The sequence below is a fragment of the Streptomyces narbonensis genome (assembly GCF_014649015.1).
Taxonomy (GTDB): domain Bacteria; phylum Actinomycetota; class Actinomycetes; order Streptomycetales; family Streptomycetaceae; genus Streptomyces; species Streptomyces narbonensis.
In genome coordinates, this window is record NZ_BMSF01000018.1 from 48,114 (window position 1) to 67,163 (window position 19,050).

General features: G+C 67.2%; 30 protein-coding genes. 26 read left to right on the plus strand and 4 right to left on the minus strand.

The genetic code is table 11. The features are described from left to right. Positions 1 to 2 precede the first annotated feature (2 nt). The 13 genes from rplP to rplO all read left to right on the plus strand — a co-directional run bounded on the left by rplP (position 3) and on the right by rplO (position 5,294). The gene (rplP, locus tag IE124_RS28285; protein WP_015035580.1) at positions 3 to 422 is read left to right on the plus strand and encodes a 50S ribosomal protein L16; all 420 of its coding nucleotides are present in this window, start codon (positions 3 to 5) and stop codon (positions 420 to 422) included. Continuing rightward, on the plus strand, positions 422 to 646 hold the full coding sequence (gene rpmC / locus IE124_RS28290; protein WP_017239580.1) for a 50S ribosomal protein L29: 225 nt from the start codon (positions 422 to 424) through the stop codon (positions 644 to 646). Before rplP ends, rpmC begins: the two co-directional genes overlap by 1 nt. Next, the gene (rpsQ, locus tag IE124_RS28295; RefSeq protein ID WP_024755411.1) at positions 646 to 927 is read left to right on the plus strand and encodes a 30S ribosomal protein S17; all 282 of its coding nucleotides are present in this window, start codon (positions 646 to 648) and stop codon (positions 925 to 927) included. The genes rpmC and rpsQ overlap by 1 nt, the downstream gene beginning before the upstream one ends. 97 nt (positions 928 to 1,024) lie before the next feature. Further along, positions 1,025 to 1,393, plus strand: a complete 369-nt coding sequence (gene rplN / locus IE124_RS28300; RefSeq protein WP_003956455.1) for a 50S ribosomal protein L14 — start codon at positions 1,025 to 1,027, stop codon at positions 1,391 to 1,393. A 2-nt stretch (positions 1,394 to 1,395) separates the two neighbouring features. Continuing rightward, positions 1,396 to 1,707: a 50S ribosomal protein L24 gene (gene rplX, locus IE124_RS28305; RefSeq protein WP_015035583.1), complete on the plus strand. Its 312-nt coding sequence runs from the start codon at positions 1,396 to 1,398 to the stop codon at positions 1,705 to 1,707. Then, positions 1,704 to 2,261 (plus strand): 50S ribosomal protein L5, encoded by a 558-nt coding sequence (gene rplE / locus IE124_RS28310; protein ID WP_099054322.1) that lies wholly within the window; start codon positions 1,704 to 1,706, stop codon positions 2,259 to 2,261. The genes rplX and rplE overlap by 4 nt, the downstream gene beginning before the upstream one ends. A 5-nt stretch (positions 2,262 to 2,266) precedes the next feature. Then, positions 2,267 to 2,452, plus strand: coding sequence for a type Z 30S ribosomal protein S14 (locus tag IE124_RS28315; protein ID WP_003948630.1), 186 nt, complete (start codon positions 2,267 to 2,269; stop codon positions 2,450 to 2,452). A gap of 208 nt (positions 2,453 to 2,660) precedes the next feature. Then, entirely contained in the window at positions 2,661 to 3,059 is a 399-nt protein-coding gene (gene rpsH, locus IE124_RS28320; protein ID WP_015035585.1) for a 30S ribosomal protein S8, read from the plus strand. A 21-nt stretch (positions 3,060 to 3,080) separates the two neighbouring features. Next, the gene (gene rplF, locus IE124_RS28325; protein WP_055641839.1) at positions 3,081 to 3,620 is read left to right on the plus strand and encodes a 50S ribosomal protein L6; all 540 of its coding nucleotides are present in this window, start codon (positions 3,081 to 3,083) and stop codon (positions 3,618 to 3,620) included. Between the two features lie 3 nt (positions 3,621 to 3,623). Then, entirely contained in the window at positions 3,624 to 4,007 is a 384-nt protein-coding gene (gene rplR, locus IE124_RS28330) for a 50S ribosomal protein L18 (protein WP_056651228.1), read from the plus strand. Between the two features lie 45 nt (positions 4,008 to 4,052). Further along, positions 4,053 to 4,655 carry a 30S ribosomal protein S5 gene (gene rpsE / locus IE124_RS28335; protein WP_015035588.1) on the plus strand — a complete coding sequence of 201 codons (603 nt, stop codon included), beginning with the start codon at positions 4,053 to 4,055 and terminating at the stop codon, positions 4,653 to 4,655. Beyond that, entirely contained in the window at positions 4,655 to 4,837 is a 183-nt protein-coding gene (gene rpmD, locus IE124_RS28340; RefSeq protein WP_024755415.1) for a 50S ribosomal protein L30, read from the plus strand. The genes rpsE and rpmD overlap by 1 nt, the downstream gene beginning before the upstream one ends. 1 nt (position 4,838) lies before the next feature. Further along, positions 4,839 to 5,294: a 50S ribosomal protein L15 gene (gene rplO / locus IE124_RS28345; protein WP_024755416.1), complete on the plus strand. Its 456-nt coding sequence runs from the start codon at positions 4,839 to 4,841 to the stop codon at positions 5,292 to 5,294. Positions 5,295 to 5,410: 116 nt separating this feature from the next. On the opposite strand, the gene IE124_RS28350 is transcribed toward rplO, so the two are convergent. The 3 genes from IE124_RS28350 to IE124_RS28360 form a co-directional block, all read right to left on the minus strand. Next, positions 5,411 to 6,046, minus strand: a complete 636-nt coding sequence (locus IE124_RS28350; RefSeq protein WP_189511756.1) for a LuxR C-terminal-related transcriptional regulator — start codon at positions 6,044 to 6,046, stop codon at positions 5,411 to 5,413. A gap of 130 nt (positions 6,047 to 6,176) precedes the next feature. Further along, positions 6,177 to 6,842: a hypothetical protein gene (locus IE124_RS28355; protein WP_189511758.1), complete on the minus strand. Its 666-nt coding sequence runs from the start codon at positions 6,840 to 6,842 to the stop codon at positions 6,177 to 6,179. A 1-nt stretch (position 6,843) separates the two neighbouring features. Beyond that, a complete protein-coding gene (locus IE124_RS28360; RefSeq protein WP_189511760.1) occupies positions 6,844 to 7,305 on the minus strand; it encodes a hypothetical protein in 462 nt (153 codons plus the stop codon). A gap of 363 nt (positions 7,306 to 7,668) precedes the next feature. On the opposite strand from IE124_RS28360, the gene secY reads away from it, so the two are divergent. The 10 genes from secY to truA all read left to right on the plus strand — a co-directional run bounded on the left by secY (position 7,669) and on the right by truA (position 14,895). Next, on the plus strand, positions 7,669 to 8,988 hold the full coding sequence (gene secY, locus IE124_RS28365; RefSeq protein WP_189511762.1) for a preprotein translocase subunit SecY: 1,320 nt from the start codon (positions 7,669 to 7,671) through the stop codon (positions 8,986 to 8,988). Then, complete coding sequence (locus tag IE124_RS28370; RefSeq protein WP_189511764.1) at positions 8,988 to 9,635, plus strand: adenylate kinase; 648 nt, start codon at positions 8,988 to 8,990, stop codon at positions 9,633 to 9,635. Before secY ends, IE124_RS28370 begins: the two co-directional genes overlap by 1 nt. A 94-nt stretch (positions 9,636 to 9,729) precedes the next feature. Beyond that, on the plus strand, positions 9,730 to 10,581 hold the full coding sequence (map, locus tag IE124_RS28375; protein ID WP_189511766.1) for a type I methionyl aminopeptidase: 852 nt from the start codon (positions 9,730 to 9,732) through the stop codon (positions 10,579 to 10,581). 152 nt (positions 10,582 to 10,733) lie between these two features. Further along, entirely contained in the window at positions 10,734 to 10,955 is a 222-nt protein-coding gene (gene infA, locus IE124_RS28380; RefSeq protein WP_003956442.1) for a translation initiation factor IF-1, read from the plus strand. A gap of 63 nt (positions 10,956 to 11,018) precedes the next feature. After that, positions 11,019 to 11,132: a 50S ribosomal protein L36 gene (gene rpmJ, locus IE124_RS28385; RefSeq protein WP_003956441.1), complete on the plus strand. Its 114-nt coding sequence runs from the start codon at positions 11,019 to 11,021 to the stop codon at positions 11,130 to 11,132. 189 nt (positions 11,133 to 11,321) lie between these two features. After that, a complete protein-coding gene (gene rpsM / locus IE124_RS28390) occupies positions 11,322 to 11,702 on the plus strand; it encodes a 30S ribosomal protein S13 (protein WP_017239590.1) in 381 nt (126 codons plus the stop codon). A gap of 66 nt (positions 11,703 to 11,768) precedes the next feature. Then, positions 11,769 to 12,173 (plus strand): 30S ribosomal protein S11, encoded by a 405-nt coding sequence (rpsK, locus tag IE124_RS28395; RefSeq protein ID WP_003956432.1) that lies wholly within the window; start codon positions 11,769 to 11,771, stop codon positions 12,171 to 12,173. Positions 12,174 to 12,303: 130 nt separating this feature from the next. After that, positions 12,304 to 13,326, plus strand: coding sequence for a DNA-directed RNA polymerase subunit alpha (locus IE124_RS28400; RefSeq protein ID WP_003966937.1), 1,023 nt, complete (start codon positions 12,304 to 12,306; stop codon positions 13,324 to 13,326). A gap of 164 nt (positions 13,327 to 13,490) precedes the next feature. Beyond that, positions 13,491 to 13,955 carry a 50S ribosomal protein L17 gene (rplQ, locus tag IE124_RS28405; RefSeq protein WP_189511768.1) on the plus strand — a complete coding sequence of 155 codons (465 nt, stop codon included), beginning with the start codon at positions 13,491 to 13,493 and terminating at the stop codon, positions 13,953 to 13,955. Between the two features lie 82 nt (positions 13,956 to 14,037). Beyond that, complete coding sequence (gene truA / locus IE124_RS28410; RefSeq protein WP_189511770.1) at positions 14,038 to 14,895, plus strand: tRNA pseudouridine(38-40) synthase TruA; 858 nt, start codon at positions 14,038 to 14,040, stop codon at positions 14,893 to 14,895. On the opposite strand, the gene IE124_RS28415 is transcribed toward truA, so the two are convergent. Further along, the gene (locus IE124_RS28415) at positions 14,866 to 15,879 is read right to left on the minus strand and encodes a hypothetical protein (RefSeq protein WP_189511772.1); all 1,014 of its coding nucleotides are present in this window, start codon (positions 15,877 to 15,879) and stop codon (positions 14,866 to 14,868) included. The genes truA and IE124_RS28415 overlap by 30 nt on opposite strands. 56 nt (positions 15,880 to 15,935) lie before the next feature. On the opposite strand from IE124_RS28415, the gene IE124_RS36080 reads away from it, so the two are divergent. The 3 genes from IE124_RS36080 to rpsI all read left to right on the plus strand — a co-directional run bounded on the left by IE124_RS36080 (position 15,936) and on the right by rpsI (position 18,948). Beyond that, positions 15,936 to 17,558 (plus strand): ABC-F family ATP-binding cassette domain-containing protein, encoded by a 1,623-nt coding sequence (locus IE124_RS36080; protein WP_189511775.1) that lies wholly within the window; start codon positions 15,936 to 15,938, stop codon positions 17,556 to 17,558. A gap of 389 nt (positions 17,559 to 17,947) precedes the next feature. After that, positions 17,948 to 18,391, plus strand: a complete 444-nt coding sequence (rplM, locus tag IE124_RS28425) for a 50S ribosomal protein L13 (RefSeq protein ID WP_189511777.1) — start codon at positions 17,948 to 17,950, stop codon at positions 18,389 to 18,391. Positions 18,392 to 18,435: 44 nt separating this feature from the next. After that, positions 18,436 to 18,948, plus strand: a complete 513-nt coding sequence (rpsI, locus tag IE124_RS28430) for a 30S ribosomal protein S9 (RefSeq protein WP_015035601.1) — start codon at positions 18,436 to 18,438, stop codon at positions 18,946 to 18,948. Positions 18,949 to 19,050: the final 102 nt, after the last annotated feature.

The following is a 19,050-nucleotide window of genomic DNA, read 5'->3' on the forward strand; positions in this document are numbered from 1 at the left end:
AAATGCTGATCCCCCGTAGGGTCAAGCACCGCAAGCAGCACCACCCCAAGCGCTCGGGTATGAGCAAGGGTGGTACGCAGGTTGCGTTCGGCGAGTACGGCATTCAGGCCCTCACGCCGGCGTACGTGACCAACCGCCAGATCGAGGCGGCTCGTATCGCGATGACCCGCCACATCAAGCGTGGCGGCAAGGTCTGGATCAACATCTACCCGGACCGCCCCCTGACGAAGAAGCCCGCCGAGACCCGCATGGGTTCCGGTAAGGGTTCTCCGGAGTGGTGGATCGCGAACGTCAAGCCGGGTCGGGTGATGTTCGAACTGTCCTACCCGAACGAGAAGATCGCGCGCGAGGCCCTGACCCGTGCGGCCCACAAGCTGCCGATGAAGTGCAAGATCGTTAAGCGCGAAGCAGGTGAGCTGTGATGTCGGCCGGTACCAAGGCGTCCGAGCTGCGCGAGCTGGGCAACGAGGAGCTTCTCAACAAGCTCCGCGAGGCCAAGGAAGAGCTGTTCAACCTCCGCTTCCAGGCGGCGACGGGCCAGCTCGAGAACCACGGTCGGCTCAAGTCCGTCCGTAAGGACATCGCCCGGATCTACACCCTGATGCGTGAGCGTGAGCTGGGCATCGAGACGGTGGAGAACGCCTGATGAGCGAGAGCAACGTGACTGAGAAGACCGAGCGCAACGCTCGCAAGGTCCGCGAGGGCCTGGTCGTCAGCGACAAGATGGACAAGACCGTCGTCGTCGCTGTCGAGGACCGCGTCAAGCACGCGCTGTACGGCAAGGTCATCCGCCGTACGAACAAGCTCAAGGCTCACGACGAGCAGAACGCTGCCGGCATCGGTGACCGCGTCCTCCTGATGGAGACCCGGAAGCTGTCGTCGACGAAGCACTGGCGCGTCGTCGAGATCCTCGAGAAGGCCAAGTAATTACTCGAGGGGTTTCCCTCGGGTCAGTTCCGCCAGGCTCGGCCGGGGCTTCTTCTGAAGCCCCGGCCGGGAACCGGCAGACAATCAGGAGATAGACGTGATCCAGCAGGAGTCGCGACTGCGTGTCGCCGACAACACTGGTGCCAAGGAGATCCTTTGCATCCGTGTTCTCGGTGGCTCGGGTCGCCGCTACGCGGGCATCGGTGACGTCATCGTCGCCACCGTCAAGGACGCGATCCCCGGTGGCAACGTGAAGAAGGGTGACGTCGTCAAGGCGGTCATCGTTCGCACCGTCAAGGAGCGCCGCCGCCAGGACGGCTCGTACATCCGCTTCGACGAGAACGCCGCTGTCATTCTCAAGAACGACGGCGACCCTCGTGGCACCCGTATCTTCGGCCCGGTCGGCCGTGAGCTGCGCGAGAAGAAGTTCATGAAGATCATCTCGCTCGCGCCGGAGGTGCTGTAAGCATGAAGATCAAGAAGGGCGACCTGGTCCAGGTCATCACCGGTAAGGACAAGGGCAAGCAGGGCAAGGTCATCACGGCCTTCCCCCGCGAGAACCGCGTCCTCGTCGAGGGTGTCAACCGGGTCAAGAAGCACACCAAGGCCGGCCCGTCGCAGGCCGGTGGCATCGTCACGACCGAGGCTCCGGTCCACGTCTCCAACGTCCAGCTGGTCGTGGAGAAGGACGGCAAGAAGGTCGTCACGCGTGTCGGTTACCGCTTCGACGACGAGGGCAACAAGATCCGCGTTGCCAAGCGGACGGGTGAGGACATCTGATGGCTACCACCACTCCGCGTCTCAAGACGAAGTACCGCGAGGAGATCGCGGGCAAGCTGCGTGAGGAGTTCTCGTACGAGAACGTCATGCAGGTTCCCGGCCTCGTGAAGATCGTGGTCAACATGGGTGTCGGCGACGCCGCCCGTGACTCGAAGCTGATCGACGGTGCGATCCGCGACCTGACCACGATCACCGGTCAGAAGCCGGCCGTCACCAAGGCTCGCAAGTCCATCGCGCAGTTCAAGCTGCGTGAGGGCCAGCCGATCGGTGCGCACGTCACCCTCCGTGGCGACCGCATGTGGGAGTTCCTGGACCGCACCCTGTCGCTCGCGCTTCCGCGCATCCGCGACTTCCGTGGTCTGTCCCCCAAGCAGTTCGACGGGCGTGGCAACTACACCTTCGGTCTCACGGAGCAGGTCATGTTCCACGAGATCGACCAGGACAAGATCGACCGTGTCCGGGGTATGGACATCACCGTGGTGACCACGGCGACCAACGACGCTGAGGGCCGCGCCCTTCTCCGTCACCTCGGCTTCCCCTTCAAGGAGGCGTAAGCGAGATGGCGAAGAAGGCTCTCATCGCGAAGGCTGCCCGCAAGCCCAAGTTCGGCGTGCGTGGCTACACGCGCTGCCAGCGTTGTGGTCGTCCCCACTCCGTGTACCGCAAGTTCGGCCTGTGCCGCGTGTGCCTCCGTGAGATGGCTCACCGTGGCGAGCTGCCGGGCGTGACCAAGAGCTCCTGGTAATCCCTTACTTGGGATGACCGGAGTCTCTCGGTAAGCACTGGGTTGTCGGTCGCCCATCCCTCCATGGCTTAGGCTAGGAGGGTTGGGCGTCCGCCGCCCGTACGACTTACTACGCCGTAGGTCCCCGCGCCGCACCCGTCCCGCCCCTGTGTGGGGAGAGGGATGGCGCATACAGGAAACCCCGGCGAGAGAGGCCGAAGGCCAATTCATGACCATGACTGATCCGATCGCGGACATGCTGACTCGTCTGCGTAACGCGAACTCGGCATACCACGACTCCGTGACGATGCCGCACAGCAAGATCAAGTCTCACATCGCGGAAATCCTCCAGCAGGAGGGCTTCATCACGGGCTGGAAGGTCGAGGACGCCGAGGTCGGCAAGAACCTCGTCCTCGAGCTCAAGTTCGGTCCGAACCGTGAGCGCTCCATCGCGGGCATCAAGCGGATCTCGAAGCCCGGTCTCCGGGTTTACGCGAAGTCCACCAACCTGCCGAAGGTCCTCGGCGGCCTGGGCGTGGCGATCATCTCCACGTCCCACGGTCTCCTGACCGGCCAGCAGGCAGGCAAGAAGGGCGTAGGTGGGGAAGTCCTCGCCTACGTCTGGTAGTCGGGAAAGGAAGGAAAGCTCATGTCGCGTATTGGCAAGCTGCCTATCCCGGTTCCCGCCGGCGTGGACGTCACCATCGATGGCCGCACGGTCACGGTGAAGGGTTCCAAGGGCACCCTGAGCCACACCGTCGCCGCTCCGATCGAGATCGTTAAGGGCGAGGATGGCGTGCTCAACGTCAACCGTCCGAACGACGAGCGTCAGAACAAGGCCCTCCACGGCCTGTCCCGCACGCTGGTGGCCAACATGATCACCGGTGTGACCCAGGGTTACGTGAAGGCGCTCGAGATCAGCGGTGTCGGTTACCGCGTCGCCGCGAAGGGCTCCAACCTGGAGTTCCAGCTCGGCTACAGCCACCCGATCCTGGTCGAGGCGCCCGAGGGCATCTCGTTCAAGGTCGAGTCGCCGACCAAGTTCTCGGTCGAGGGCATCGACAAGCAGAAGGTCGGCGAGGTCGCCGCCAACATCCGCAAGCTTCGCAAGCCTGACCCCTACAAGGCCAAGGGCGTGAAGTATGCGGGTGAGGTCATCCGCCGCAAGGTCGGAAAGGCTGGTAAGTAAGCCATGGCATACGGTGTGAAGATCGCCAAGGGTGACGCCTACAAGGGTGCCGCCAAGAAGCGCCGCCACATCCGCATCCGCAAGAACGTGTCGGGTACGGCGGAGCGTCCGCGCCTCGTCGTGACGCGTTCCAACCGCGGTATCACCGCTCAGGTCATCGACGACCTCAAGGGCCACACCCTTGCGTCTGCGTCGACCCTGGACGCGTCGATCCGCGGCGGCGAGGGTGACAAGTCCGCGCAGGCCAAGCAGGTCGGTTCCCTGGTCGCCGAGCGCGCCAAGGCCGCCGGTGTCGAGGCTGTCGTGTTCGACCGTGGTGGCAACAGGTACGCCGGGCGCATTGCCGCTCTGGCTGACGCCGCCCGCGAAGCCGGGCTGAAGTTCTAAGCCCCGGTTCCGGGACTAACGGACGTAACAGAGAGAGGTAATCCAATGGCTGGACCCCAGCGCCGCGGAAGCGGTGCCGGTGGCGGCGAGCGGCGGGACCGGAAGGGCCGCGACGGTGGCGCTGCCGCCGAGAAGACCGCGTACGTTGAGCGCGTTGTCGCGATCAACCGCGTCGCCAAGGTTGTCAAGGGTGGTCGTCGCTTCAGCTTCACCGCGCTGGTCGTGGTGGGCGACGGTGACGGCACCGTAGGTGTCGGTTACGGCAAGGCCAAGGAAGTTCCCGCGGCCATCGCCAAGGGCGTCGAGGAAGCCAAGAAGAACTTCTTCAAGGTTCCCCGCATCCAGGGCACCATCCCGCACCCGATCCAGGGCGAGAAGGCCGCGGGCGTCGTCCTGCTCAAGCCTGCTTCCCCCGGTACCGGTGTTATCGCCGGTGGCCCGGTGCGCGCGGTGCTCGAGTGCGCCGGCGTTCACGACATCCTGTCGAAGTCGCTCGGCTCCGACAACGCGATCAACATCGTGCACGCGACCGTGGAGGCCCTGAAGGGCCTGCAGCGTCCCGAGGAGATCGCGGCTCGCCGTGGTCTGCCCCTCGAGGATGTCGCTCCCGCGGCTCTGCTCCGTGCGCGTGCTGGGGCGGGTGCGTAATGGCTCGCCTCAAGGTCACGCAGACGAAGTCGTACATCGGCAGCAAGCAGAACCACCGCGACACCCTGCGCTCGCTTGGCCTCAAGAAGGTCAACGACGTGGTTGTCAAGGAGGATCGTCCCGAGTTCCGCGGCATGGTGCACACCGTCCGCCACCTCGTGACGGTCGAGGAGGTTGAGTAAAATGGCGGAGAACAGCCCGCTGAAGGCCCACAACCTCCGTCCGGCCCCCGGCGCCAAGACCGCCAAGACCCGTGTCGGTCGTGGTGAGGCGTCGAAGGGTAAGACGGCCGGTCGTGGTACCAAGGGTACGAAGGCCCGTTACCAGGTTCCGCAGCGCTTCGAGGGTGGGCAGATGCCCCTCCACATGCGTCTGCCGAAGCTCAAGGGCTTCAAGAACCCGTTCCGCACCGAGTTCCAGGTCGTGAACCTGGACAAGCTCGGCGCTCTCTACCCCGAGGGTGGAGAGGTCACGGTGGCCGACCTGGTCGCCAAGGGCGCGGTTCGCAAGAACAGCCTCGTCAAGGTGCTCGGCACCGGCGAGATCACCGTGGCGCTGCAGGTTTCGGTTGACGCCGTCTCCGGCTCCGCCAAGGAGAAGATCGCCGCCGCTGGTGGCACCGTCACCGAGCTCGTCTGAGCCCGGTAGACAGCACTGAAGAAGCCCGGCCGGTTTCCCTTCGGGGGAGCCGGCCGGGCTTCTTTGTGTGTCGGTGTCGGTGTCGGAGTCGGTGTCGTCGTGTCGTGTGCCGGAGTTCAGGCCGCGGCCGCGGTGAGGCCGCGGGCCTTGAGGCAGGCCTGGAGCCGGCTCTCGACCTCGAGCTTGGCCAGCACGTGGGTCACGTACATCTTCACCGTGGCTTCCTTGATTCCCAGGGAGCTCGCTATGCGGTGATTGCTCATCCCGTCGGAGAGCAGATCCAGCACCTGCTGTTCCCGAGGGGTCAGCTGCGGGAACCGCCTGCGGTATTCCGTCAGCTCCTCCGTCATGTCACGGGGGAAGTAGGTGAAGCCCGCGAGCGCCGCGGACAACGCGCGGTTGAAGTCCTCGGGCGTCGCCGTGTCGGGCAGGAACCCGTGGAGACCCGCCGACACGCTGGACGGGGTGATCCGGGTCCGCGCCGGGTGCCCGACGGAGATGAAGCGGACCACGCGGTCCCCTGCCCGGGGCCGGAGGACGGTGGTCAGGTCCTCCTCCGGCGAGTCTGCGGTGCTGAGCAGGACGAGATCCGGGGCGGCGCGGTCGACCGCCTCGGCCAGGCCGTCGAAGGTGCAGGTGCTGATCGTCTTCACGTACGAGAATCGCTGGACGACCTGGATGAGGCCGAGGGTGCGGGTCGGGCTGTCATCGGCGACAAGGACATGGGCATGTGCATGGCGTTGCGTGCTCATTTCCCCCACTTCGCGATCGCGGCAGGGGACGGCGCTGCGTTCCCCCGCCGCCGCCCCCCTGGGTGATCACGACTGTATCCACGCCGATTGCACATGCACAGCCACTTTGAGCAGTACCTGATGTTCCGGTTCAGAGCGCCCCGGCGGAGGGGCGACAGCCCTGCCAGCCCGTCCTCCACTCCGGGAAGGCGGGGTGCTCACTCATCCGGGTACCGCTGATCGTGGAGCCGAGGGAGCCGTCCGGTCCCTTGACCTCGACGATCCGGTGCGGATACGTGCCGCCGAGGTCGGTGTACGTCATGAGCATCATGCCCGTGGGCGTCTCCCACCGGTTCGCGCCGCCGGCGATCCTCTCCGCGTCCCGGGGGACCTCGCGTGGCCCGAAGTACCCCGTCAGGATCACGTCCAGGCTGTCCGGCCTCGGCGCGGGGGTGGCTTCCTCCCCGGCCGTGCAGGACTGCCAGTTCCGCAAGGTGATGGATTCGGGGCGGTCGGCACGCCAGACGCGCTCCTCCGCGAGCCGCCCTTCGAAAGTGATCACGAAGCGGAGCTTGCTCACCGCGTCGCCCCGGTGCTCGGCGTACATCTCCACCCTCCGGTTCGTCGTCACGGACTGGTCGGTGTCCAGCGGAGCCGCCTCCGTGAACTCGATCCGGGTGACGGCCGCCCCGGCCTTCGCCCCGGCCCGGCCGTCGTCACCTGCGCTCCCTCCCGCGCCGGGGGTGCCGACGGTGACGGCCACGATCGTGGCCGCCACCGCCGCACAGCCCGCGAGGGCCATCCGTACGTGCTTCATCTCAGCAGGTGAAGCGGCGTTCCTGGCTGGTGGCCCAGCCGACACGGGCCGGGCTCCCGCCGCGGACGGAGCCCTTGGTGCGGTAGGTGAACGTGCCCTTGCCCTGGCACTTCCACTGGAGGTGGCTCATGCCGCGGTTGCCGACCCATTCCGTACCGGCGATGCGGTTCCAGCCGTCCCAGCGGTGGTATTGGAGCAGCGCGGTGTTGTACCAGCCGCTGCAGTTGTTCGCCGTCCTGTACTTGCCGCGGGCGTGGTCGCTCCTACCGCTGGGCGCCATGTTCTCCTTCCACGGCGTGTAGACCTGGAGGTGGCAGCCCGCGGCGGCGGCCTGAGGTGCGGCGGCGGCCGAGGAGGCGGCCGCAGGGGCGGTGATCGGCGCGGCGGGCCGGGCGGCGGCGGTGCCGGCGCCCATCAGGAGGGCGGCCCCCACGGCGGTCGCGACGGTGAGTGACGTCTTCACAGGTGTTCCCCCAGAAGTGGGATCGACGGGTATCGAGCCGGTCCGGGCGGTCGGTCCGGAACGGCGCGATCAGTCTTCTGGGGGTGGGTCGCGGTGTCAGGACGGCTCTTGGTCGGAACGGGAGGCCGACCAAAGTCGACTGTCCCGGCATCGGGAGGGCCGCGCCGCCGGGATCCGCCGGGATACCTCCCAAAAGGGGCATCCCCGGTTGGTCGTTCCTAGGGGGGCATGGTCGCCGGTAAGGTGGCGTGCACTGTCTAGACTCCGTGCGGTATGCCCGCACGGGCTCGATGACCGAAAACCAATCGTCGAACCTCAAGACCGTCACCCTTGACGCATAGCGCGGGGGTCGCAGGAGGCACCGTGCTCACCGCGTTCGCCCGGGCGTTCAAGACGCCCGACCTGCGCAAGAAGCTGCTCTTCACGCTCGCCATCATCGTGCTGTATCGCCTCGGCGCGCACATCCCGGTGCCCGGCGTCAGCTACGAGGCTGTTCAGCAGTGTGTCAAGCAGGCCAGCGAGGGCAACAACAGCCTGTTCGGCCTGGTCAACATGTTCAGTGGCGGGGCGCTGCTGCAGATCACCATCTTCGCGCTCGGCATCATGCCGTACATCACGGCGAGCATCATCCTGCAGCTGCTGACCGTCGTGATCCCGCGTCTGGAGGCCCTCAAGAAGGAGGGTCAGTCCGGCACCGCCAAGATCACGCAGTACACGCGGTACCTGACGATCGCCCTCGCCGTCCTCCAGGGCACGGGTCTCGTGGCCACGGCCAAGAGCGGCGCGCTCTTCAGCGGCTGTGTCGTCGCCGACCAGGTCGTGCCCGACCAGTCGATCTTCACGATCGCCACGATGGTCATCACGATGACCGCGGGCACCGCCGTCGTCATGTGGCTCGGTGAGATCATCACCGACCGTGGCATCGGCAACGGCATGTCGATCCTGATGTTCATCTCGATCGCCGCCGGCTTCCCGGGCGCGCTGTGGAAGATCAAGGTCGAGGGCGAGTTGGCCGGCGGCTGGATCGAGTTCGGCACCGTGATCCTCGTCGGCTTCGCGATGGTGGCCCTCGTGGTCTTCGTCGAGCAGGCCCAGCGGCGCATCCCCGTGCAGTACGCGAAGCGCATGATCGGCCGGCGCTCCTACGGCGGTACGTCCACTTACATCCCGTTGAAGGTGAACCAGGCAGGTGTGATTCCTGTCATCTTCGCGTCGTCGCTGCTCTACATCCCGGCCTTGATCGCGCAGTTCTCGAACTCCACCGCAGGGTGGAAGACCTGGATCGAAGCCCACTTCGTCAAGGGTGACCACCCCTACTACATCGCTACGTACTTCCTCCTGATCGTGTTCTTCGCCTTCTTCTACGTGGCGATCTCGTTCAACCCCGAGGAAGTTGCCGACAACATGAAGAAGTATGGTGGCTTCATCCCGGGTATCCGGGCTGGTCGACCTACTGCTGAGTATCTGAGCTACGTGCTCAACCGGATCACTTGGCCGGGCTCGCTGTACTTGGGTCTGATCGCTCTTGTGCCGACGATGGCGTTGGCAGGCTTCGGTGGCGCCAATGCCAACTTCCCCTTCGGTGGGACGAGCATCCTCATCATCGTGGGTGTGGGGCTGGAGACCGTGAAGCAGATCGAGAGCCAGCTCCAGCAGCGCAATTACGAAGGGTTCCTCCGCTGATGCGAATCGTCCTCGTCGGACCGCCCGGGGCCGGCAAGGGTACGCAGGCCGCGTACCTTGCCAAGAACCTGGGTATCCCGCACATCTCCACGGGTGACCTGTTCCGTGCCAACATCTCGCAGGGCACGGAGCTGGGTGTGGAGGCGCAGTCGTACATGAAGGCCGGCCAGCTCGTGCCGGACTCCGTGACGATCGGGATGGCCAAGGACCGCATGGAGCAGTCGGACGCCGTCAACGGCTTCCTGCTCGACGGGTTCCCGCGCAACGTGGCCCAGGCCGAGGCTCTCGACGAGATCCTCAAGGCGGGGCACGTCCAGCTGGACGCGGTCCTGGACCTCGAGGTCCCCGAGGACGAGGTCGTGAAGCGGATCGCGGGTCGCCGCATCTGCCGCAACGACTCCTCTCACGTGTTCCACGTGACGTACAACGCTCCGCAGACCGCCGGTGTCTGTGACGCCTGTGGCGGCGAGCTCTACCAGCGCGACGACGACTCCGAGGAGACCGTCCGCCGGCGCCTGGAGGTCTACCACACGGAGACCGAGCCGATCATCGACTACTACCGGGCGCAGAACCTGGTCGAGACGATCTCGGCGCTCGGCAAGGTGGACGAGGTCACCGCGAAGGCGATGACCGCGCTCAAGAAGTAACCCTGGTTCGTTCGATACGGCCGCGGTGCCCCTCGGGGGTGCCGCGGCCGTATCGTTGTTCTGTTCCCCGTACTCGATGAAAGGCCGCGGCCAGATGGTGCAGATCAAGACCCCCGAGCAGATCGCGAAGATGCGCGAGGCGGGGCTGGTCGTCGCCGCCATCCACGCGGCGACCCGTGAGGCGGCCGTGCCGGGCGCCACGACCCGGGACCTGGACGAGGTCTCGCGGAAGGTCATCGCCGAGCACGGTGCGAAGTCGAACTTCCTCGGGTACGGCGGCTTCCCCGCGACGATCTGCACCTCGGTGAACGAGGTCGTCGTCCACGGCATCCCCGACGACAAGACCGTCCTCAAGGACGGCGACATCATCTCCATCGACGCGGGCGCGATCGTCGACGGCTGGCACGGTGACGCGGCCTACACGGCGTTCGTGGGCACCGGGCACGCGCCCGAGCTCGTCGAGCTCTCCCGGGTGACGGAGGAGTCGATGTGGGCCGGCATCGCGGCGATGAAGCTCGGCAACCGGCTCGTCGACATCTCGAAGGCCATCGAGACGTACATCAAGCGGCAGCCCCGTCCCTCGGTCGGCGAGCACAGCCTCGGTCGGTACGGGATCGTCGAGGACTACGGCGGCCACGGCATCGGCACCGAGATGCACATGGACCCTCACCTGCTGAACTACGTCTCCCGCAAGCGCGGCAAGGGCCCGAAGCTGGTCCCCGGCCTCTGCCTGGCGATCGAGCCGATGGTCTCCCTGGGCACCCCGCACACCGAGGTCCTCAAGGACGACTGGACGGTCGTCACGACGGACGGCACGTGGTCCTCCCACTGGGAGCACTCGATCGCGCTCACCGAGGAGGGCCCGCTGGTCCTCACGGCGGTCGACGGGGGCAAGGCGAAACTGGCGGAGCTGGGCATCGCGGCGGCGCCGGATCCCCTCGCATAGTCGTTCGCTTAAGGATCTTCTACTGTGGGCAAACTTCCCGGATTCGTCTTTTCCAGGGGCCTGACGTAGACTGATGCGTCGGCTCTCGTGTACCCGTGTGTCCTCATGCGGCGGCGAGAGTCGATCAAGGTAGCCGATTCGAAAGGCGAAGCGTGGCCAAGAAGCAAGGTGCCATCGAAATCGAGGGCACCGTGATCGAGTCCCTCCCGAACGCCATGTTCAAGGTGGAGCTCCAGAACGGTCACAAGGTCCTCGCGCACATCTCCGGCAAGATGCGGATGCACTACATCCGAATCCTCCCGGACGACCGGGTCGTCGTGGAGCTCTCTCCGTACGACCTGACGCGTGGCCGGATCGTCTACCGGTACAAGTAGATCTTGCCCGCACCCCGCCTCCGCGCGCGGGTGGTGGCACTGACCCGGAGAACCTCACATCCCATGAAGGTCAAGCCGAGCGTCAAGAAGATCTGCGACAAGTGCAAGGTGATCCGCCGTCACGGCCGGGTCATGGTCATCTGCGACAACCTGCGCCACAAGCAGCGCCAGGGCTGACGCACGCCGACCGACCTGCATTTCGCAGTTCTTCGCGCGACGCATAGCAATACGTACATACGCAGAGCCCGTCGGGCCGTGTTCCACGGTTGACGGCACCTCCGGCGGGGGCCGGGGACCCGATCTGTACCTCATACGGCAGTCGGGAGCGGTTCTGCAGCAGACCCCCGAGAACACAGGAGCCATTGAATGGCACGCGTTTCCGGTGTTGACATCCCGCGCGAAAAGCGTGTGGTGGTCGCACTCACCTACGTCTTCGGCATCGGGCGCACCCGGTCCGAGGAGATTCTCGCCTCGACCGGCGTGAACCCGTCCACCCGTGTCCGTGACCTTGCCGAGGAAGACCTCGTCAAGATCCGTGAGTACGTGGACGCCAACCTCCAGACCGAGGGTGACCTCCGCCGCGAGATCGCCGCCGACATCCGCCGCAAGGTCGAGATCGGCTGCTACCAGGGCCTGCGCCACCGTCGTGGCCTGCCCGTTCGCGGTCAGCGCACCAGCACGAACGCTCGTACCCGCAAGGGCCCGCGTCGCGCCATCGCCGGCAAGAAGAAGCCGGGCAAGAAGTAGTCCTCAGCGGACGCTTGACCAAGCGGTCTTCGCTGTAGGACCGACCACCTCCCGTAGGAGTTATAGATGCCCCCCAAGGGTCGTCAGGGCGCTGCCAAGAAGGTGCGCCGCAAGGAAAAGAAGAACGTCGCTCACGGCCACGCGCACATCAAGAGCACGTTCAACAACACGATCGTCTCGATCACGGACCCCTCGGGCAACGTGATCTCCTGGGCCTCCGCCGGCCACGTCGGCTTCAAGGGCTCGCGCAAGTCCACCCCGTTCGCCGCGCAGATGGCCGCCGAGTCGGCCGCTCGCCGCGCGCAGGAGCACGGCATGCGCAAGGTCGACGTCTTCGTCAAGGGTCCGGGCTCCGGCCGCGAGACCGCGATCCGCTCCCTCCAGGCCACGGGCCTCGAGGTCGGTTCGATCCAGGACGTCACCCCCACGCCGCACAACGGCTGCCGTCCCCCCAAGCGCCGCCGCGTCTGACGCACGGCTGCTTGACCTGAGGACTTCGGGCGGTACGGCTCTTCGGACCGTGCCGCCCGTACCCTTGCAGTACAGAAGTGATCCGTCGGGCGTCAAATAGTGGGCGTCCACGACTGAAGGACAAAGAGACATGCTGATCGCTCAGCGTCCGTCGCTGACCGAAGAGGTCGTCGACGAGTTCCGCTCCCGGTTCGTGATCGAGCCGCTGGAGCCGGGCTTCGGTTACACCCTCGGCAACTCCCTCCGCCGTACCCTCCTCTCCTCGATCCCGGGTGCCGCTGTCACCAGCATCCGCATCGACGGTGTCCTGCACGAGTTCACCACCGTGCCGGGCGTCAAGGAGGACGTCACCGACCTCATCCTCAACATCAAGCAGCTGGTCGTCTCCTCGGAGCACGACGAGCCGGTCGTGATGTACCTGCGCAAGCAGGGCCCGGGTCTGGTCACCGCCGCCGACATCGCGCCCCCGGCCGGTGTCGAGGTGCACAACCCCGACCTCGTCCTCGCCACGCTCAACGGCAAGGGCAAGCTGGAGATGGAGCTGACCGTCGAGCGCGGTCGCGGCTACGTCTCCGCCGTGCAGAACAAGCAGGTGGGCCAGGAGATCGGTCGTATCCCGGTCGACTCCATCTACTCGCCGGTGCTCAAGGTCACGTACAAGGTCGAGGCGACCCGTGTCGAGCAGCGCACCGACTTCGACAAGCTGATCGTCGACGTCGAGACCAAGCAGGCCATGCGCCCGCGTGACGCCATGGCGTCCGCCGGCAAGACCCTGGTCGAGCTGTTCGGTCTGGCGCGCGAGCTCAACATCGACGCCGAGGGCATCGACATGGGCCCGTCCCCCACGGACGCCGCCCTTGCCGCCGACCTGGCGCTGCCGATCGAGGAGCTCGAGCTCACCGTTCGTTCGTACAACTGCCTCAAGCGCGAGGGCATCCACTCCGTGGGTGAGCTCGTGGCGCGCTCCGAGGCCGACCTGCTCGACATCCGCAACTTCGGTGCGAAGTCGATCGACGAGGTCAAGGCGAAGCTGGCCGGTATGGGCCTCGCGCTGAAGGACTCGCCGCCCGGATTCGACCCCACCGCCGCCGCCGACGCCTTCGGCGCCGACGACGACGCGGACGCCGGGTTCGTCGAGACCGAGCAGTACTGAGAGCTCGGGACCGACGGTCCAGATTTTGCTGCGGACCGGCTCCGGCCGGTCGCGCAGTTCCCCGCGCCCCTGATGGGGGCGCGGGGTCTTCGACGGGCGACCGCCCGCTCGGATACTGACTCCGGTACCTGATACGGCCGGGGCAGAACGCAAGGAGAAACACCATGCCGCGTCCCGCGAAGGGTGCCCGCCTCGGCGGTTCCGCCGCGCACGAGAAGCTGCTCCTCGCCAACCTGGCGAAGTCGCTCTTCGAGCACGGCCGCATCACGACGACCGAGGCCAAGGCCCGCCGCCTGCGCCCCGTCGCCGAGCGCCTGATCTCCAAGGCGAAGAAGGGCGACATCCACAACCGTCGCCTGGTGCTGCAGACGATCACCGACAAGGGCATCGTCCACACCCTCTTCACCGAGATCGCCCCGCGTTACTCGGAGCGTCCCGGTGGTTACACCCGTATCACCAAGATCGGCAACCGTCGTGGCGACAACGCCCCGATGGCCGTGATCGAGCTGGTCGAGGGCGAGATCGCCAAGAAGGCGACCGTCGCCGAGGCCGAGGCCGCCACCGTGCGCGCCGTCAAGGAGGCCGACGCGGCCGCCGAGGCTCCGGCCGAGGAGTCGAAGGACGCGTAAGCGTTCCGACGAGTTTCTCGTGCGCGGGCCCGCATCCCTCTGGGGTGCGGGCCCGCTCCCGTGTGTTTGAGAGGATTTCTCCGTGAGCGATGACGTGCAGGACGGGTTCGTGCGGGTACGCCTTGATCTCTCGTACGAGGGCAAGGACTTCTCCGGGTGGGCGAAGCAGCCCCAGGGGCGGCGCACCGTGCAGGGTGAGATCGAGGCCGCGTTGCGGACCGTGACGCGGTCCACGGAGACGTACGAGCTGACCGTCGCCGGCCGGACCGACTCCGGCGTCCACGCGCGCGGGCAGGTCGCCCACGTCGACCTGCCCGTCGAGCTGTGGGCCGAGCACCGCGACAAGCTGGTCAGGCGGCTCGCCGGGCGGCTCTCGCACGACGTGCGGGTGTGGAAGGTGGAGGAGGCCCCCAGCGGCTTCAACGCCCGGTTCTCGGCGATCTGGCGTCGCTACGCCTACCGCGTCACCGACAACCCCGGGGGCGTCGACCCGCTCCTGCGCGGGCACGTCCTGTGGCACGACTGGGCCCTCGACATGGACGCCATGAACGAGGCGGCGACCGCGCTCGTCGGCGAGCACGACTTCGCCGCGTACTGCAAGAAGAGGGAAGGGGCCACGACCATCCGGACCCTTCAGGTGCTGCGCTGGGACCGGCGGCCGGACGGCGTCCTCGAAGCGACCGTGAAGGCGGACGCCTTCTGCCACAACATGGTCCGCTCGCTCGTCGGCGCCCTGCTCTTCGTCGGCGACGGGCACCGGCCGGTCGACTGGCCCGGCAAGGTGCTCGCCGCCGGTGTGCGGGACTCGGCCGTCCACGTCGTGCGGCCGCACGGCCTCACCCTCGAAGAGGTCGGCTACCCGGAGGACGCGCTGCTCGCCGCCCGCAGCAAGGAGGCGCGCAACAAGCGGTCACTCCCCGGGAGCGTTGGCTGCTGCTGAGGCCTGCGTCCGGCCGCGGGCGTAGATCTGGTTGAAGGCGAAGGTCCCGAGGTCGTCGCTGGCCTGGAAGATCGGCTTGTCGGCCTTGGTGACCTTCTTGCCGTTGGCGAAGCCGGCCTGGGTGAAGTAGGCGTAGCGGCCGATCGAGTTCGAGCGGCGCAGGCAGACCGTCGCGCGGCAGAACTCACGCACGCCGGCGCCCGCGAGCGGCGCGATGCCGCCGCTGGCCTGGGCCTTCGCCTTGAGGGCCGCGGCCTCGGAGGGGAAGACGGCGACGCCGACGGTGATCGCCACACCGTCCTTCACATAGGTGGCGCGCAGAAGCTTCTGGCAGCCGTTCTTCTTGAGGACGGCGCCGAGGCCGCCCTGCGTGACGGCCGCGCAGTTCGCGGTCGCGGAGGTCGCGCCCTTCTTGTACGGGCGGCCGTTCATGCTCATCTTCTTGCCCGGGAAGAGGCTCTCCGCGGAGAGCGGGGCCTTGTCCTTCTTCGGGTCCGAGATGTAGTCCTTCGGGTTCGGCGGGGGCGGGGGCGCCACCGACGAGAAGGTCGGATCCGGTGTGGGGGAGCCGGTGGGGGAGACCGAGACGGTGGGGACCCCGCCGTTCTTCGCCTCGTCGCCGGTCTTGTTCGTACTGACGATCGCGGTGGCGACGATCGCGCCCACGGCGAGCGTGGCCAGCGTCCCGCCGCCGATCAGCAGCCAGCGCTTGCGGCGGTTGCGGTTCGCGGAGGCGTCGGCGAGGGCGCCCCAGTCAGGGGTGTCGCCGCCCTGCGCCCCGGGGAAGGGGTTCGGCTGCGCCGGCTGCTGCCCGGGGCCGGGCTGCCCGCCGTACGGCTGCCCGCCCCCGTACGGCTGCTGCCCGTACTCGGGCTGCCCGCCGAAGCCGGGCTGCTGCCCGTACCCCGGCTGCTGCCCGTGGCCCTGCTGTCCCTGCCCCTGCTGCTGCGGCTCCTGTGGCCACTGCGGTCCCCCAAAGCTCATGCCGCGCATCCTAATCCGCTTGGGCGAAGGGGATGCGAGCGGTGACAATGCACCTCATGGGACATGTCGAGGCCGCACATCTTGAGTACTACCTTCCGGACGGGAGGGTCCTGCTCGGGGACGTCTCCTTCCGGGTCGGGGAGGGCGCGGTCGTCGCCCTCGTCGGGGCCAACGGCGCCGGCAAGACCACACTGCTCCGGCTGATCTCAGGGGAGCTCCAGCCGCACGGCGGCTCGGTCACCGTCAGCGGCGGCCTGGGCGTGATGCCGCAGTTCGTCGGCTCCGTCCGGGACGCGTCCACCGTCCGCGACCTGCTGGTCTCGGTGGCGCAGAAGCGGATCCGGGAGGCCGCGAAGGCGGTCGACGAGGCCGAGCACCTGATCATGACGGTCGACGACGAGGCCGCGCAGATGAAGTACGCGCAGGCCCTCAGCGACTGGGCCGAGGTGCAGGGCTACGAGGCCGAGACCCTCTGGGACATCTGCACCGTGGCCGCGCTGGGCGTCCCGTACGAGAAGGCGCAGTTCCGGGAGGTGCGGACGCTCTCCGGCGGCGAGCAGAAGCGGCTGGTCCTGGAGTACCTGCTGCGCGGCCCCGACGAGGTCCTGCTCCTCGACGAGCCGGACAACTACCTCGACGTGCCCGGCAAGCGGTGGCTGGAGGAGCGGCTGCGGGAGACCCGTAAGACCGTGCTCTTCATCTCCCACGACCGGGAGCTGCTCTCCCGGGGCGCGCAGAAGATCGTCGCGGTCGAGCCCGGCCCGGCCGGCTCGGACGTGTGGGTGCACGGCGGCGGCTTCGACACCTTCCACGAGGCGCGGCGCGAGCGGTTCGCGCGCTTCGAGGAGCTGAAGCGACGCTGGGACGAGAAGCACGCCCAGCTGAAGAAGCTGGTCCTCAACCTGCGGCAGGCGGCGTCGGTCAGCCACGACATGGCCTCGCGGTACGCGGCGGCGCAGACCCGGCTGCGGAAGTTCGAAGAGGCGGGTCCGCCGCCGGAGCCGCCGCGCGAGCAGGACATCCGGATGCGGCTGCGCGGTGGCCGGACGGGCGTACGGGCCGTGACCGTCGAGAACCTCGAGCTGACCGGGCTGATGAAGCCGTTCTCGCTGGAGATCTTCTACGGGGAGCGGGTCGCGGTCCTCGGGTCGAACGGCTCCGGGAAGTCGCACTTCCTGCGGCTGCTCGCGGGGGACCCGACGGTCGCCCACACGGGTGACTGGAAGGTGGGCGCCCGGGTCGTGCCCGGACACTTCGCGCAGACCCACGCGCATCCGGAGCTGACCGGGCGGCCGCTCGTCGACATCCTGTGGACCGAGCACGCCAAGGACCGGGGCGCGGCGATGTCGATGCTGCGGCGGTACGAGCTGGAGCGGCAGGGCGACCAGCCCTTCGACAAGCTGTCGGGCGGGCAGCAGGCCCGCTTCCAGATCCTGCTCCTGGAGCTGGCGGGCACGACGGCGCTGCTCCTGGACGAGCCGACGGACAACCTGGACCTGGAGTCGGCCGAGGCCCTTCAGGACGGTCTGGAGTCGTACGACGGGACCGTGCTGGCCGTCACGCACGACCGGTGGTTCGCGAAGAGCTTCGACCGGTACCTGGTCTTCGGCTCCGACGGGGTCGTGCGGGAGACTCCCGAGCCGGTGTGGGACGAACGGCGGGTGGAGCGGGCGCGCTGACCCGGGGCGGTGGTGGGCGTCGGATCGCCCGTCGGCGGACGGAGTCCGACGCAGCCTGCCGAAGCCGGGGAGGCCCCTCGGGGCCGAGCCGCGCGAGGGGGGCGTGGAGAGTGGGGTCGCCCGAGCCGGTGTGGGACGAGCGGCGGGTCGAGCGGGTGCGCTGACCTGGTGTCCCGCGGCGTTTTGACCCTTCGGGGGTGGCGCGGGTAGTGTTGCGGTTTGTTATGCGTATTGGCTTCGCCGTTCTCGCGCGAAGGCCCTTACGCAGGTTCCCTGGAGCAGTTACCAGTGGCTCGCATACGGGCGGTGTCCCGGCAGTGCAGGCCCCAGCTGCATGATCGCTTCAGGTGTGTCTGGACTCCATCCACTGAAGAAGCGAAGGCTACGAAGTGCGTACGTACAGCCCCAAGCCCGGCGATGTCACTCGCCAGTGGCACATCATCGACGCGCAGGACATCGTCCTGGGCCGTCTGGCGACCACGGCTGCGAACCTCCTGCGAGGCAAGCACAAGCCCGTGTACGCGCCCCACATGGACATGGGCGACTTCGTCATCATCATCAATGCTGACAAGGTCCACCTGTCCGGCAACAAGAAGACCCAGAAGCTGGCGTACCGCCACTCCGGCTTCCCGGGTGGTCTGCGCTCCGTCCGTTACGACGAGCTGCTGGCGAAGAACCCCGAGAAGGCCGTCGAGAAGGCCATCAAGGGCATGATCCCCAAGAACACCCTGGGCCGTCAGATGATCTCGAAGCTGAAGGTCTACGCGGGCGAGAACCACCCGCACGCTGCGCAGCAGCCGGTCCCGTTCGAGATCACCCAGGTCGCGCAGTAGTTCCGGCCACACCCCCTAAGAACGAAAGAAATCTGAGGAGCATCGTGGCCGAGACCACCCCCGAGACCCCCGTCGACGAGTTCGAGGGCGTTGAGGAGTACACCACCGAGACCGAGCTCGTCGAGGGTGAGTACACCTCCGAGTCGCTCGCGTCCCGCTTCGGCGACCCGCAGCCGGCCGCCGGCCTGGGCCGTCGCAAGAACGCCATCGCCCGCGTCCGGATCGTTCCGGGCACCGGCAAGTGGAAGATCAACGGTCGCACCCTTGAGGACTACTTCCCCAACAAGGTGCACCAGCAGGAAGTCAACGAGCCCTTCAAGGTGCTCGAGCTCGACAACCGCTACGACGTCATCGCCCGCATCGCGGGTGGCGGTGTCTCCGGCCAGGCCGGCGCCCTGCGCCTCGGTGTGGCCCGTGCGCTGAACGAGGCGGACGTCGAGAACAACCGCCCGGCGCTGAAGAAGGCCGGCTTCCTCTCCCGCGACGACCGTGCGGTCGAGCGCAAGAAGGCCGGTCTCAAGAAGGCCCGTAAGGCCCCGCAGTACAGCAAGCGTTAATCACGCCTGCTCGGACTGTTCTCGTACGCCCCGGCGGCACTGCCCGTGCCGTCGGGGCGTACGTTTTTTCATAACCTTCTTCATCTTTCGTCAGCTTGGGCA

Bases quoted from the DNA above. Each gene is read 5' to 3' on its own strand.
- rplP (WP_015035580.1), top strand. From the start codon at position 3: ATGCTGATCCCCCGTAGGGTCAAGCACCGCAAGCAGCACCACCCCAAG.
- rpmC (WP_017239580.1), top strand. From the start codon at position 422: ATGTCGGCCGGTACCAAGGCGTCCGAGCTGCGCGAGCTGGGCAACGAG.
- rpsQ (WP_024755411.1), top strand. From the start codon at position 646: ATGAGCGAGAGCAACGTGACTGAGAAGACCGAGCGCAACGCTCGCAAG.
- rplX (WP_015035583.1), top strand. From the start codon at position 1,396: ATGAAGATCAAGAAGGGCGACCTGGTCCAGGTCATCACCGGTAAGGAC.
- IE124_RS28315 (WP_003948630.1), top strand. From the start codon at position 2,267: ATGGCGAAGAAGGCTCTCATCGCGAAGGCTGCCCGCAAGCCCAAGTTC.
- rpsH (WP_015035585.1), top strand. From the start codon at position 2,661: ATGACCATGACTGATCCGATCGCGGACATGCTGACTCGTCTGCGTAAC.
- rplF (WP_055641839.1), top strand. From the start codon at position 3,081: ATGTCGCGTATTGGCAAGCTGCCTATCCCGGTTCCCGCCGGCGTGGAC.
- rplR (WP_056651228.1), top strand. From the start codon at position 3,624: ATGGCATACGGTGTGAAGATCGCCAAGGGTGACGCCTACAAGGGTGCC.
- rpsE (WP_015035588.1), top strand. From the start codon at position 4,053: ATGGCTGGACCCCAGCGCCGCGGAAGCGGTGCCGGTGGCGGCGAGCGG.
- rpmD (WP_024755415.1), top strand. From the start codon at position 4,655: ATGGCTCGCCTCAAGGTCACGCAGACGAAGTCGTACATCGGCAGCAAG.
- rplO (WP_024755416.1), top strand. From the start codon at position 4,839: ATGGCGGAGAACAGCCCGCTGAAGGCCCACAACCTCCGTCCGGCCCCC.
- IE124_RS28350 (WP_189511756.1), bottom strand. From the start codon at position 6,046: ATGAGCACGCAACGCCATGCACATGCCCATGTCCTTGTCGCCGATGAC.
- IE124_RS28355 (WP_189511758.1), bottom strand. From the start codon at position 6,842: ATGAAGCACGTACGGATGGCCCTCGCGGGCTGTGCGGCGGTGGCGGCC.
- IE124_RS28370 (WP_189511764.1), top strand. From the start codon at position 8,988: ATGCGAATCGTCCTCGTCGGACCGCCCGGGGCCGGCAAGGGTACGCAG.
- map (WP_189511766.1), top strand. From the start codon at position 9,730: ATGGTGCAGATCAAGACCCCCGAGCAGATCGCGAAGATGCGCGAGGCG.
- rpmJ (WP_003956441.1), top strand. From the start codon at position 11,019: ATGAAGGTCAAGCCGAGCGTCAAGAAGATCTGCGACAAGTGCAAGGTG.
- rpsM (WP_017239590.1), top strand. From the start codon at position 11,322: ATGGCACGCGTTTCCGGTGTTGACATCCCGCGCGAAAAGCGTGTGGTG.
- rpsK (WP_003956432.1), top strand. From the start codon at position 11,769: ATGCCCCCCAAGGGTCGTCAGGGCGCTGCCAAGAAGGTGCGCCGCAAG.
- IE124_RS28400 (WP_003966937.1), top strand. From the start codon at position 12,304: ATGCTGATCGCTCAGCGTCCGTCGCTGACCGAAGAGGTCGTCGACGAG.
- rplQ (WP_189511768.1), top strand. From the start codon at position 13,491: ATGCCGCGTCCCGCGAAGGGTGCCCGCCTCGGCGGTTCCGCCGCGCAC.
- IE124_RS28415 (WP_189511772.1), bottom strand. From the start codon at position 15,879: ATGAGCTTTGGGGGACCGCAGTGGCCACAGGAGCCGCAGCAGCAGGGG.
- IE124_RS36080 (WP_189511775.1), top strand. From the start codon at position 15,936: ATGGGACATGTCGAGGCCGCACATCTTGAGTACTACCTTCCGGACGGG.